This window comes from Gloeocapsa sp. DLM2.Bin57 (assembly GCA_007693955.1).
Classification (GTDB): domain Bacteria; phylum Cyanobacteriota; class Cyanobacteriia; order Cyanobacteriales; family Gloeocapsaceae; genus Gloeocapsa.
The window spans coordinates 1-14,082 of sequence record RECR01000128.1 but is presented as its reverse complement, the minus strand read 5'-3'; the positions used below and the strand labels follow the sequence as shown (position 1 = coordinate 14,082).

Here is a 14,082-nt window from a genome sequence, read left to right as displayed (position 1 = left end):
GAGGGCTAAGATAGATTAGAATGAAATATATAATTTTGGTAGATGTTGCTTAGCAAGTTATAGCTAGATCGTCACTAGCCTCATCCGATTAAAGAATTTTTATGTATTGAACAACGAGTCTAATAGTGGAAGATTGTATTTTTTGCCAAATAGTTAAAGGAAAAGAAAAGTGTCATAAAATATGGGAAGATGAAAAGCACTTAGCGTTTTTATCAATATTTCCCAATACATTGGGGGTATCAGTAGTTATTACAAAAGCGCATTATGGTAGCTACGTTTTTGATTTACCCGACGAAGTCTTAGTAGATTTAATACTTGCAGTAAAAACGGTAACAAAATTGATAGATCATAAACTTGAAGATGTAGCAAGAACAGGAGTTGTTTTTGAAGGGTTTGGTGTTGATCATGTACACGCTAAATTATTTCCTCTACATGGCACTAGAGATCTCAAAAAGTGGAAACCTATTAAGTCTAAAGTTGATAAATATTTCCATAAATATCAAGGGTATATTTCATCACATGATTACAAAAGAGAAGATGATTATGAACTAAGTAAAATAGCAAAAAAAATACGAGAATAAAGTATGAGATAAAATTACCTTATTTGCAAATAGATGGGATTCTACTAATCACCAAGACTATACTTTTTTCGGAGGTTGTTCAACTATAGTTGATCTTATTTTGAATCCAGATCTTACAAAAATAAAAAAAATAATTAGCTAATTATTTAATTGCTGACAATAGCATTTACTATTTTTTTTATACTCTATAAATGACATAGTATAATCACTAAAATTTATAAGCATTTGCATTCCAAGAGTTTTTGTCTCTAGATTAAGTAGATACCTTAAAATTTCATTCACAACTATACTTGCAACAAGTCCATTTAGAGGTCCATAGGATGCTGTTTGAAAATTATGATTTAATTGTCTAAATCTTTTAGGTATTTGCTTTGTATCGAGGAGATGACAGTTATAACAGGCAGTCATGTCTGGTACAATAAAAGGTCCTACTGATCCGAAAATTTCCACATATCCGGCAGTTATATACGGGATCTTTAATTCAACGGCTGCTTGATTAACCCACAGATGTATCTCTGATGGGCTATCAGCAGACACAAGCATGACATCACATTGAGAGAAATATTCTTTGAGAAAATCAACCCCATCGCACATCTTCATTACGGGAATAATAGTAGTTTCTTGATTTCTAGACTCCAATCTAGCTTTTGCTGAGATGACTTTGCGAGTCCCGATATCAGATTCTTCAAAAAGAATTGTTCGAGTTAAATTACTCTCTTCGAGAAAATCCTCATCAGATAAAATAAGAGTCCCTACACCAGCCGTTGTAAGTAACAGTGCAGCCGTTGAACCTATTCCTCCAGAGCCAATTAATCCTACTGTTTTGCTAGAAAGTGTCTGATAATAATGCTCTGGTGAAATTTGAAAAAGATCAAAATATAACTGATGACGGTGGTATCTTCCTTCTGTAAATTGAGGAGAGATTACTCCTAGTTTCAAAAGATTGATAAAAAAATCTTTAAGTTCGCTATGATGACACTGAGGATATTCAAATTTAATTTTTTGCCAGAGATCCTCAAAAGTATGAGGCTCTGATAAAATTTCTAGCATTTTCGCCAGATAAAAAGGAGGATGTTCAATTTTGATAGCATTGGGGGGTAATTTCCCAATCCAAATAATTGGACGCTCTTGATCAAATTTAATTGATAAAGACCTTTTTAATTGAAACTTAGTATCGCGTCTATTCATTGACTTAAATATTTTTAAATCTTACTTTTTAACAATTAAATCTAGTAGAAATGCTTTAGCAATTAAAACACAATATTAAATTTATTTGAGATTTTTCAATTGCTAATTTCACTGAGATCTACATAACCAAATTGGAGAGGAGAACTATATATCGTACCACAAAAAACTTCCTTATTCATAAATTCATACTTTTCAGGACTAAAAAATAATAGCTTTTCGGGATCTCGAACATAATTCATGTAAGTTTCAGCAAAGTCTTCTCTCATATTTGTTTGAGCATAAGAGGAAACAAAACCTGTTCCATCTTGAGTAAATTTAGTCCAACTTTGCTCATGCAATTGATTCCATCTTTCAGCAACTTCAGGTTTTTGAGCCATAATATTGTTATGAACACTATGACCTACTTCATGAGTTACTATTTCGAGGACTTCACCCGGACCGCTAAATCGTTCTGTCGGTCCCCAAATACAAATTTCATTATTCAATCGGCTACAAGTTCCTAGAGATTCTGGATACTGTTGATTACATTCAGATTGATATTCAATACTGGGACAGTTTTCTAAGTGAGATGGGGGTAAAGTTTCTCGTAAATAGTTACCTACTTCTTGATTAGTCAATAATCTACTGGCTTCAAAATTGCCAATTTCTGTATAGTTAACTAACTCTACGTGTAGCGACCTGCAAACAAGATCGCCTCGACTCGCAAACAAGAAGGTTTCTGGCTCAGATTAACTGCAAATAAGACCCCTCTCAGACTCACATTATCTGCAAATAAGCTCAGATTATTTGCAAACAGCTTGCAAACAAGATTTTCGGCTCAGATTAACTGCAAATAAGTGATAAGCCATGTCAAGACAGACTTATAAGGATTTTCAGCTTCGGGATGTCCAAAAAAAAGGATGATATAACTTAATAATTTATGTACGTTAAATAGGGTTTAAACTAGATGATATCCGTTCAATTGAAATAGTCAAAAGATTTTATTTGTAAAGTTGTCCTCTATGGTTGTTTATGCCTATTTACGAGTGTCCACAGACCACCAAGACGTTGCTAATCAGCGTCATGGCATCTTGGAATACGCCAATAGCAAAGGTATAGCATCTGTAAAATTTATTGAAGAAACAATCTCGGGGCGAAGTCCTTGGCGTGAAAGGGCTATAGGTCAATTATTAACAAACACTGCACAAAACGGAGATGTGGTCATTTTTGCTGAAATTAGTCGGATGGCTCGTTCCACCCTTCAAGTCTTAGAAATGCTAGAATGCTGTCTCCAAAAAGGGATTATTGTGCATCTTGCCAAACAAAATCTGGTCATGGCTGAAGACATCCAAAGTCGTATTGCCTCTACCGTCTTAGGGTTAGCCGCTGAAATCGAGCGCGAATTTATTTCCATCCGAACCAAGGAAGCACTGGCGAAACTAAAAACTGAAGGTAAATCATTAGGTCGCCCAAAAGGAAAAAGGTCAGCTAAACTGAAATTAGATCAATACGAGTCAGAAATTCGAGGCTATTTAGCCAAAGGCATTAGTAAACGCTCCATTGCCAAATTAATCGAATGTTCCCCTTCAACTCTGTATGACTGGTTAGCTCGCAGGAAAATTCACCCCTATTCTGGTGGGGAAATATGACCAACAAAAGAATCCCCACCGAAGCCCTCATGGATCTCCAGCAAAGATTAGGACAACTTCCGGCACGTTGTGGCGAACGCCGCCAAATTATCCAAGAAGTAGCACACCTCTACGGCGTATCCGAACATACCATTTATCGTGCTTTGAGAGAAAGAAACCAACTCCATAGTACCAAAAGAGCAGACAGTGGACAGCCTAGAGTCATACACCGAAGGGAATTAGAACGTTATTGTGAAGTAATCGCCGCCTTAAAAATTCGTACCACCAACCGCAAAGGAAGACATCTATCAACAAATCAAGCAATCCGGTTACTAGAAGAACACGGGATTGATACCACAGAAGGACATCTGCAAGCTCCAGAAGGACTCTTAAAAAGAGCCACCATCAATCGTTATCTCAAGCAATGGGGCTATGACCATCATACCCTGTTAAGGCAACCACCTGCTGTGAGATTTGAAGCCACCCAAAGTAATCAATGTTGGCATTTTGATTTAAGCCCCTCTGACCTCAAACATCTCCAAAATTTACCAGAATGGGCATCGGGTAAAGGTCGTCCCCTTCTAATGCTTTATAGCGTCGTAGATGACCGTAGTGGAGTGGCTTATCAAGAATACCATCAAGTCTATGGCGAGAATGTGGAAGCAGCTTTACGTTTCCTCTTTGCTGCCATGTCTGCCAAGACAGTGGAGAACTTTCCCTTTCAGGGGATTCCCAAGATGCTGTATATGGATAATGGTCCAATTACTCGCAGTCTGGTCTTTCAGAAGGTAATGGGATTACTCGGAATTGAAGTCAAAACCCATTTACCCGCCGGAAAAGATGGTACAAGAGTCACCGCTCGGTCAAAAGGGAAGGTAGAGCGTCCTTTTCGCACCGTCAAAGAGATGCACGAAACCCTCTATCACCTTCATGAACCTGAAACGGAAGCCGAGGCTAACGCTTGGTTAATGCGGTTTTTAGTGCATTATAACAACCAATCCCATCGCCATGAATCTCATTCTCGCATGGAAGATTGGTTAGAAAATTTATCCGATGAAGGCTTACGTCAAATGTGCAGTTGGGAGCGGTTTTGCACCTTTGCCCGTGAACCAGAGCGTCGGAAGGTAGGAATTGATGCTAGGGTAAGCGTAGAAGGGGTTTTTTATGAAGTTGACCCCAATTTAGCGGGAGAAACGGTGATTTTATGGTGGGGTCTATTTGATAATGAACTGTATGTGGAGTATCAAGAACAGCGCTATGGTCCTTATAATCCTGTGGGTGCGCCCATTCCTCTCCATCGTTACCGTACTTTCCAGAAAACTGTCCGTCAAAAACGGTTTGAGCGTATTGAAATTTTAGCTAAACAACTAGCGTTACCATCTTCGGCGATTGGCGTGGTCTCTTTACCGATTTCTGAGCCAAAAGTGATTGAATTTCCCCGTCAACAGTTTGTTGACCCAGATCCTTTTCAAGAATTGGTCTTTAAAAGCGAATTGGCAGCTAAACAAGCTATTGCCGACTATTTAGGACGACCTCTAGCTAAATTAACTCCTGAACAAATGACTGAGATTAATGGCATTTTAGAGAAAACTTGGGACAAAAAGGAAGTTATGAGCCAAATTAAAGCCTATTTTGAGGGGAAAGCCTCATGTTAAGTGATGTCATAGAGTATTTTGGTTTTAAGAAGGAACTTGACCATTTGGGTTATTTTGAAACCGATGAACAGAAGAATCTGTTTAAAGAGTTGAATTATGTGATTCGTCAAGGGCGACTCATTGCCTTATCGGGGATGGTAGGTTCAGGAAAAACTACGACTCTCCAGAGTTTAATTAGCCATTTGAAACTTTCTAAAGAGGTAATGGTGTCTTGTTCTCTGGCGGTAGATAAAAATCGGGTTAATTTAGGCACTTTGATTACGGCTTTATTTTATGACCTGTCGACTGAAAAAGAGTTGAAATTGCCTACGCAACCAGAACAAAGGGAGCGTAAATTGTTGGCTTTAATCCAAAAATGTCGTAAACCAGTGGTCTTAATTGTGGATGATGCCCATAATCTTCATCCTCAAACTCTGGTGGGTTTGAAAAGTTTAATTGAATTAGTCCGTCATAATCAAGGTAAACTCTCTGTTTTGTTAGCTGGACATCCGAAATTGAAAAATGACCTTAGGCGACCAACTTTAGAGGAAATTGGGGCTAGAGCTAATGTTTTCTCTTTGGAGGGGATTAGAGGGCATCAAAAAGAGTATATTGAATGGATTTTGCATAACAGCAGTGATAGTGAGTGTCCGGTGACGGATTTTTTAACTGAGGAAGCTTATCAATTTTTGGCTGACTCTTTGGTGACACCTTTACAAATTGAGCAATATTTAAGTTTGGCTTTTGAAGCGGCTTATCGGGTGGCGACTAAACCTGTGACGAAGGAGATTTTACAAGGGGTTTTGGCACACGGTTTGGATGATTTAGAACCGAGATTAATTCGACAAGGTTATAACGTGAAGGTGTTGTCGGAATTGTTAAATCTGCCATCTCGTCAGGTGCGTTCTTTTTTGTATGGTCAATTACCGCCGGGGCAAACTCAAGATTTGAGAGAACAAATGTTGAAGTTAGGGATTCCTCTGTTGGCGAGTTGATTTTGGACAAAGGTTTATTTGCAGATAATGTGGGTTCAAATTCGCACTTTGCAAGCTGTTTGCAAATAATCTGAGCCTATTTGCAGATAATGTGAGTCTGAGAGGGGTCTTATTTGCAGTTAATCTGAGCCGAAAAATCTCCTGTTTGCGAGTCAGGGCGATCTTGTTTGCAGGTCGCTACATCTACGGAGGCTAAACCAGTTTCAGGAGTGATTTCCCCCCCTTCTTGACCAAAAGATTCAAAAAGACTCATTTTTTTCCTCCTATTGTTCTTTAAGTAAGCCGAAAGCTCTTTCGCCACCAAAGGTATAGTGACTGACTACATCAGCTATTGCTTCTAAGAATTTTTCATCTTCAGGTTTGACTATAATTTTCTCGTCAATAAAAATACGATGACCATCATCTTCTACTTCTCTTCCTTTACGATAAGGAAATCCATCCCTTTTTCCTGTTTCTATCAAAGATTGAAGCTTTGACTCAAATCGAGAATCTAAAACTTCTAAGGTAATTTTACCGGGTAATTCCCAAAAAATTCGTCCTATTGGTTGTCGTTCAGCGTTAACGATTTCTAACATTTTCATCTCTTAAACCTCCTAATTGTTGTCAAAGATTGGTTAATCCTGTTTTAAAATCTGTACCCAGGATGCCATATCAGCCTGTTCACCATAAATAATAGCCTGTCCCAGACGGAGGCGATTGATAATAGCACTTTGTTCTGGGGTTAAGGTCATGCAAGCACTCATGGCTTCTCGATCATCGGCGGCAACTAGCCTGTGAACAATTTTTAGGTTAGTATTTTTGATGGCATCGGGGACTAATCGTGCAGGAACTTGGTCGGCGATTAGCAACCCTTCTCCATAAGCCCTGATTTCTGAGAGAATATTGGCAAACATTTCAGCTACTTTAGCTTGGGGATTAGCCTGTTCTAAAGTACCTGGTGTTGCTCGGAGTAAGATGCGGTGGGCTTCTTCAATTACAGTCAGGTGACGCAAGCGATCGCTTTTTCTTTCTTCGGTGGAAGCGTTTTCCTGTTGTACCTGTCGGTACTCATATAAGAATTGTAAAAGTACCGCCATTGTGAAGGCTTTGTCAGCATCGTCCCCTAAGTGGGAGAGGTTAATAATGGCTGGACGGTCAAAAATGGCTGCCCAAGGGGTAGAATTGGGGCGATCTAAGAGTTTGCCTTTCCAGCCTTGACGCAGGCTTTGGATGCGGGTTTTTAGGGCAGCACTGAGATTAGCCGTAATGCGTTCTTCATACCCTTTACTCTTGACCACCAATTGTACTTGGTCGAGAAGCTGAGTGAAGGTGGGTCGAGGCGTACCAAAGGGAGGTAATTGCTCATCTAACCAGTTATGAGGACGACTGTAGGCATAGAATAGAGCTTCTTCTAGTAAAACAGGTAATATTTCCTGCATGGGAAAAGAAGCGTTTAAAATTGATTTCAAACGGTCTATATGAGGTAAAATTTGTGGGGTTGTATCTTCAGAGAGCCAAACGAGGTCAAAGGGGTTTAAGGTTAACTGGTCTTCTAGTTTTCGTCCTCGCCAAGTTTGAATACCTGGGATATAGATGGCAATTCGGTCTGGGCTATCGGGTGGCAGGCGATCGTTGATTTGCATTGCCCAATCTACATATTCATCTTTGGCGGGTTCAATGACAAGATAAGGAATATGGCGTTGTTGCAGTTCGCTTAATAATTTTTGGCAAGTGGTGGATTTTCCACTACCTGTAATGCCTGTGATCAGGGTATGTTTACTTAATGAATTAATCTCTAAACCATAGGGTAATTTAGTTTCTGTTCCTGCATCTATTAAATTGCCCAGTATCACACTATTCTCGGTTGGCATATTCCGATTAAGGCTAAATTCTGCTGTAGGAATTAGTTGAATACCTGGAATTTCTCGGCGAGGATAATTAGTTAAAAGACTTAATTCAGCCGTTGTTAAGGGAGTCGTTAAATTCTCAAATAAATAGCCAAAAGGATGTTCAGTATCTAATTTGGAAGTTAATGGAGGTGTTTCTAACCGTTGTAGGGGATTGCGAAAATCTGATTGATACATAAAAGGCTCTAGTTTATGCCACCGCACAGGTTCTAACATACTGGCAGAGCCATTGAGAACCGCTTGAAGTTGTGTACCTGCCAATTCAGCAATTTCAGGAAAAGCAGATAGACAATAAACCCCCACATTCCAATGTCCCAAAGCTCTTTTTGAGTAAAAACGCTCTACATATTGATTTAATAAGTGTTCGGCCGCTTGAACATGAGCATTAATAAACTCAACGCTCATTTGCATTGATTCAGTATCAGAAACGCTTTGAGATATAGTTCGAGCTAGGCTTTCAGAAACTGTGGTATTGATAGAACGAGAAGATTGCCTTGATAGAGAAAGTTTAGAAGATACCAAAAGTCCACCAATTCCAACAACTAAGGCAGCAGGAGGAAAGGTGACTGAAAGAACCCCTAAAGCTGATACTGCATAAGTTCCTGCTCCTGCTATTCCTAGCATTGGTAAGACACCTAGCTTTGTAGAACTTTCAGTTTTACCTTGACTTCTTTGTGTTCCTTCAGTTTTAGTTTCACTTTCTTGATTTGTAACTGCATGAGAACGACCTTTAGTAATATTCATTTTACTTAAGGCGTGTACTTGTCCAATTAAGTCACGACATCTATAAGTAATATTATCGATCTCAATCGGATTAATGGGATCTGCAATAACAAGATAAGCAAAGGGTTCTCCTTGTATCCCTCTGAGTAAGCGATCTAAACAAGATAAATATTCTGCATTACTACTTTGTTTAATAGAAGGAATCCCTGTTAAACAAATTCCATGTTCCATTTCCTGTAATGGTTGAATTATTTTAGTCTTATAAGATTCTTTGTTGGGAGTTAGGTATTCTAATTGAGAGCCAGAGTATAAACCTCTAAAAAAGTGCTGAAATGAACGCATAAATGCGTCGGGAGGATGTTGGTTATGACGAACTCCCATATAGATATTATTGTAATATCCGTCATGAATAACTAAGAAAATTAATTGTTGATTATAATCACCATGACAGGCTGCTAAAGCAGTTTGAAGTGCTAAAAGAGGTTCATAGGGGTCGCCCAATAAAGGTTTACCTAATTGACCAATATGAATAAAATGGGGGGGCAATTGTGGTGGTGGTTTTTGAGCAACGCTAAATAGTTGAGAACAGTCATTGTCTAGAAATTCTAAATAATTCCGTCCACTGACATAGAGCAAAGATTGAGACATCACTGTTGCCATTGCCATTTGCTCTAAAAAAAAGTTCCGTTCTTGAGTTAAAGCTGTTACTTCTGAATTCATAATAAATCAAACTCCTTAAAATTTGAGCTTTTATGATTAATCAAAAACTATAAATTAAATATTTAGCCTGTTTTATTTTTTGTCGTAAGGCTGTTTGTAATGAGCAATAAGTGGCATAAATTGGTATTTTGACAAAATCTTCATCGCCTAAATAGGAAGCCACAATTTCTTCGCCACCTTTTCTTAACTGATTAATCATTGGACGAGCATCATCTTCTGAAAAATTCAAATTTCTCCACCAGCCCCATCCATTTCCTAAGTTTTCAAACTCCTCATCTTTCCATGCTTCATTGATTCCCTCAACTAGAGCTTTAGCTAGTTCTTGCATCGTGGCAACAATAGAAAAAGATTTATTTTTTATATCTTCTGAATCTATGTCATACTCGTCAGCAAATTCTTGCAGAGTGTCATAAAAATCATCACGCAGAAAAGATGGTGGCAATAAATCTATAATACCTAGTCCATACTTTTCGCAAATGGGTGTTAGAGATTGATTTACTTCTTCGCTAATTGCTTTCTCTAATCTTTCTAATTCTTTTTTTATTTCATTTTTTAACTGATCTGATTCACTCCAATCTTTTAATTCTTTTTTAATCCAATAAGCAATACGATCTGCATCTATAGATTTATCTCTCCAACATTGAAGATTACTTCTTGTTAAATCAGCAATTTTATCCCCAATAATTTCAATTAACTTAGTTGAACCATAATGTTTACCTAATATTTCCCATAGTTTATCTTCACAAAAACCGTCAATTTCCTGTTCAAAGTGACGAGTTTGAAGATCAATTCTGCCATAGCAAGATAATCCACGAGAAATACAAAGTTCAGGATTATTATCAAATCGAAAACTTAGATTTTTTGATTTAGGAAAACACTCTTTTACCAAATCTCTCACAGGTTGCATTTTTGATGCTCCACCAGTTAAGATAACAACTCCAATATCTTCACGGCTTAAGCCATTTTCTAGTAGTTTATTATCCAAATCATACTTAAGAAGTTGTTCACATCGCCCCAGCCATGAATAACCAGCTAATTGATCAATTTCGGGATCTTTATTGTTCGTGAAAAAATTAGAAATTAGTTGTGTTAAGGGGGTATTTAAAATTTCAGTCATCATGTCTCCCCAAATACAAATAAATAATTGGTACTCATCCAAAAATTCTATTTTTTTTAAACAGCAAGATTTTTTTTGATAAGCATCTTGATGATTAAAATAATTTTCTTTTATTTTTCTACATAAGAACTCTGCTTTAGCAGACAAAGAATGATTTTTAAATAAAAGACTTTTTAGAGCATCAATTTCGTCTTGATCTATTTTTTTATGAAGAGGATAATCAAAATCTAAACAATGACTTAAATTCCATTCCAGTATAGCTTTATCAATTAAAGAAGCACCTAAAGGAATACCAAGCGTAATAGGATTTCCTAGTATTTTTTTGCCTATAGTAATATCTAAAGTTGATGAGCCAAAATCTAAAACAATAATAGGCTGCTTCAACTCTGCCATCGTGATTGATTCATTGGGGGAAGAATCATCTTGAACGACATCAAAATAATAAGCAATAGCAGCATCAGATTCAGCCACTATTTTAGGATTAGGAATTCCAGCTTTTATAAAAAGTTTTTTGTAAGCCTCTAAAACTTTATTTTCATTTTGATCAAGCCAACCAGTTGGACAGCCAATAAAAGTTTCAATATTTTCTGTATTTCTCTGTAGTTGAGGAGCTTTATATAGAGCTTTTTGATAAACAGCTTTAGCAAAGTCTGAAATTTTCAGATCTCGATCGTCATAAATACCAGGCTTAGACTTAAAACCAATATCAAAAGAATCATCATTACTAGCTAAATCATTCAAGAAAACATCTTCCCCCCAAATCGTCTCTCCATCTGGCAAATAACCAATAACACTAATATCGGAAAATAGTAAATCGATGTTATTACTTTTATCTTGACATCCCTCAATATAAGTCAGTGCAGTTTCACCATGACCAAGATCAAAACCTAACACAATTACATTAGCTAAATCATGATTAGAAGTCATTTTTTTCTGCTCCTCTAATTAATACATTGAATTAATCTATTAACTTAAGTGATTATTTTGATGAATAAGGAATGCGTATTTTTCCTTTCCGAAAAATTTGCTCATCCTTTAAAATTGCAGGTATCTCAACAATTGGCTCACTAATTTTATTGCTAGTTTCAAAATTGTAGGTATGAGAGAGTTCTCGACTTAGAATTTCTAAATTGGATAACTTTTCAGAAGGTAACTCATCTACTTGAATTCCATACGCTCTTAATAATGATGGTAATTCTTCCTGCATAGCAAAATCTAAATCGTCAGATAAACCCGAATAGCGTTGTCCTGCTAATTTTTGAATAAATTCGATAATTTCAGGAAAATCAGATAATTGTGGTGTTTTTTCTTCTGGTTCAGACTGAGAAAAAGGTTCTTTTTCTAGTACCAATTTATCGATTTTTTGAAACAAATTAATTAGTTCTGACATCAACTTATCAATATCAAGCTCTAATTTTATTTGATTTCGCTGTTGTTTAGTTTTGCTAGACTTTGATTCTTGTTGAAAGAAATCACTAAAAAATTTGGCAGCACCACTTCCAATAGCAGCCCCGATAATTCCTCCCATTGGTCCTCCGAAAAAACCAAAGCCAGCCCCCACACCAGCCCCTATCGTAATGACTACAGTATTTTGAAGGGCAACTGATTCGGATGAATATTTTGATGATAGGTTCTCTTGAGGATGGTAGGCTTTAAACCTTACAGAATCTCCCAGTGTATCATGGGATTCTCTTAAAATCGCTAACAGTGCAAGTGCAGTTTTTGCCTGAGAAGGGGTTAGACTATTGATATAGTCTCCTCCTATATCCACATAAAAAGCTAATTCATTATGAATAATATCAGCTACCTCTTGTAAGCTGTTTACTCTTGTAAGTTTTTGCTTTAAGCTATCTTGTCTGTTGTAGTTAAAGGATTCAATTAGTTTATTTGACATTTTCATAACCTCCTTATTCAGTTATAAAAACTACTGGTTTTTTCTCGTTCTAGCTGTTCAACAACCTGAGACAATAGTAGCTGTGTGTAGTTTAATACCTCTCGATGGGTGTAACGACGGCAAGGACCTAGAGGACTTGGAGACTGGTGATTTCCAATACATAGTTTAAAGGCATCATGCAGATAGGCTAATTGAGTTGGTTCACAAGCTAATTCATAAGCACTTTGACCATATCTTTGTATCTGTCCATCCTTATCTAATAAGATAGATGCTGGAAGACATTGACCATTATGGTTGAATGTAGTGAGAGCGACGATCTGTGGTTCACTTATAGGTTCTAATCTCTGGGTGTTGCCATTTTCTAGGGATTCCTGACAATTAAGCCGACAAATTCGCCAATTAGTTGTTCTACAGTCAAAAGCATAAATACTAATTGGAATTGCCATACCAAACCGCCCATTAAGTGCACTTCAAAAGCACTTACTTACAAAAACTTATCAACCGACATCCCCTATTCTTCGCTAAGTTTCTGTCCTTACTTAAACTTATTACCTCTCTGAACTTTATAGATCTCATATTCAAATTGTATCTTTAATAAAGCTTACCTTACGTTGTAACTTTACTTATTGTTACAATTTGCCAAAATTAGGGCGTATCTGCAAATTCTCGTAAACGTTCAGAGGGTTATGCAAATAAAGGAATTGAATCCTCTTCTGTGTCAATAGACCTCTTGCAAAAGTGTTTCGTGGTATAATTAAAGATTGTTCATTTTTGGAATAGTTACTTCTTTTTTTCGAGCGATCGCCGGCTGTGAGAAATGCGGGAAACAAGATGCTGATGTGATCGCCACAATCCTACAAACCGAACACCAGTACCAAGTCCACCTTCTCACAGAAACTCACGTACTTGGTTGAAACCATAGTCTGCGTTTCGCACAACGCAGATTTTAAGCAAATATTAAAAATTTTTACCTAAATAAAACTCATTATCAGTCTTTATCTCAATCTGGCTTTGTTTTTCCCTCTCAATCTCAAGTTTTTGCGAAAAATCACACACTTGCTCAATAAATTGAACGTGTTCCTCGAATATTGACTGCAAATTGGTATGATTTTCTTTCATCTGGAACTGGACATAGGGACTTTGAGACAACAATAATATTCTCTCCTGGGTAGTACTACTGGTAATTACCTGCAAATCCAAAGCCTCAAAAAAGTATTTATTATCTCCCTCTTGATACAAATCCTCATAAGTCAGTGTGGAATTTTGCAGCACTTCTCTAGCACGCTGTACATAAATACTCCGAAGTTCGCTTTTAGCTGAATCCGCTTCTACTTCAGGAGGACTATACTGATAGGTTTCAGTCTCATCCAAAAGAGGATTATTACCTACTCCTATCTCTAAGGAATCGCTTACCCCATCACCATCAGTATCAAAGGAATAAGGATTAGTACCGTATCTTTCTTCTTCTCTAGTCGTTAGTCCATCTAAATCCAAGTCCAAAGACAGTCTTGTCTCTCGTAAAGTCCGTAATTCAGCAGCAATATCCTGTTTCTGTTGTTCTGACATGATCATCATTATTTATTTTTTAACCGAGTTTTTGTACATCAAATAGTAATTTAAAGAGAATTCAGAAGTCAGAATTCAGGAGTCAGAATAAAATGGGCTTTAACTAAGTATTTATAACCCACATTCGGCAGCCCCACAAATGAAGTAGGACAGAAATCGTCAAAAACCAGC

The 14,082-nt window shown here is 37.2% G+C and carries 11 protein-coding genes and 1 pseudogene; 4 read left to right on the top strand and 8 right to left on the bottom strand.

What is annotated here, in order from left to right; all coding sequences use genetic code 11:
* The first annotated feature begins 125 nt into the window (after positions 1–125).
* Positions 126–581: an HIT family protein gene (locus EA365_16055; GenBank protein TVQ42099.1), complete on the top strand. Its 456-nt coding sequence runs from the start codon at positions 126–128 to the stop codon at positions 579–581.
* A gap of 138 nt (positions 582–719) precedes the next feature.
* Here EA365_16055 and EA365_16050 read toward each other — a convergent pair whose 3' ends face one another.
* Both EA365_16050 and EA365_16045 read right to left on the bottom strand, forming a co-directional pair.
* Complete coding sequence (locus EA365_16050; protein ID TVQ42098.1) at positions 720–1,769, bottom strand: ThiF family adenylyltransferase; 1,050 nt, start codon at positions 1,767–1,769, stop codon at positions 720–722.
* Positions 1,770–1,864: 95 nt separating this feature from the next.
* Positions 1,865–2,437: pseudogene (locus tag EA365_16045) on the bottom strand (hypothetical protein).
* Positions 2,438–2,770: 333 nt separating this feature from the next.
* Here EA365_16045 and EA365_16040 point away from each other — a divergent pair.
* From EA365_16040 to EA365_16030, 3 genes are read left to right on the top strand one after another with little or no spacing between them, the layout of a single operon-like run.
* The gene (locus EA365_16040) at positions 2,771–3,397 is read left to right on the top strand and encodes a resolvase (GenBank protein TVQ42097.1); all 627 of its coding nucleotides are present in this window, start codon (positions 2,771–2,773) and stop codon (positions 3,395–3,397) included.
* 11 nt (positions 3,398–3,408) lie between these two features.
* Positions 3,409–5,031: a helix-turn-helix domain-containing protein gene (locus tag EA365_16035; GenBank protein ID TVQ42100.1), complete on the top strand. Its 1,623-nt coding sequence runs from the start codon at positions 3,409–3,411 to the stop codon at positions 5,029–5,031.
* A complete protein-coding gene (locus EA365_16030; protein TVQ42096.1) occupies positions 5,025–6,005 on the top strand; it encodes an AAA family ATPase in 981 nt (326 codons plus the stop codon). The genes EA365_16035 and EA365_16030 overlap by 7 nt, the downstream gene beginning before the upstream one ends.
* Positions 6,006–6,268: 263 nt before the next feature.
* Here EA365_16030 and EA365_16025 read toward each other — a convergent pair whose 3' ends face one another.
* The 6 genes from EA365_16025 to EA365_16000 all read right to left on the bottom strand — a co-directional run bounded on the left by EA365_16025 (position 6,269) and on the right by EA365_16000 (position 13,917).
* Positions 6,269–6,586 (bottom strand): hypothetical protein, encoded by a 318-nt coding sequence (locus tag EA365_16025; GenBank protein TVQ42095.1) that lies wholly within the window; start codon positions 6,584–6,586, stop codon positions 6,269–6,271.
* 33 nt (positions 6,587–6,619) lie between these two features.
* A complete protein-coding gene (locus EA365_16020; protein ID TVQ42094.1) occupies positions 6,620–9,334 on the bottom strand; it encodes an ATP-binding protein in 2,715 nt (904 codons plus the stop codon).
* A gap of 40 nt (positions 9,335–9,374) precedes the next feature.
* The gene (locus tag EA365_16015; protein TVQ42093.1) at positions 9,375–11,378 is read right to left on the bottom strand and encodes a hypothetical protein; all 2,004 of its coding nucleotides are present in this window, start codon (positions 11,376–11,378) and stop codon (positions 9,375–9,377) included.
* A 52-nt stretch (positions 11,379–11,430) separates the two neighbouring features.
* Positions 11,431–12,345, bottom strand: coding sequence for a hypothetical protein (locus tag EA365_16010; GenBank protein ID TVQ42092.1), 915 nt, complete (start codon positions 12,343–12,345; stop codon positions 11,431–11,433).
* Between the two features lie 17 nt (positions 12,346–12,362).
* Positions 12,363–12,791, bottom strand: coding sequence for a hypothetical protein (locus EA365_16005; GenBank protein ID TVQ42091.1), 429 nt, complete (start codon positions 12,789–12,791; stop codon positions 12,363–12,365).
* A 511-nt stretch (positions 12,792–13,302) separates the two neighbouring features.
* A complete protein-coding gene (locus EA365_16000) occupies positions 13,303–13,917 on the bottom strand; it encodes a hypothetical protein (protein TVQ42090.1) in 615 nt (204 codons plus the stop codon).
* Positions 13,918–14,082: the final 165 nt, after the last annotated feature.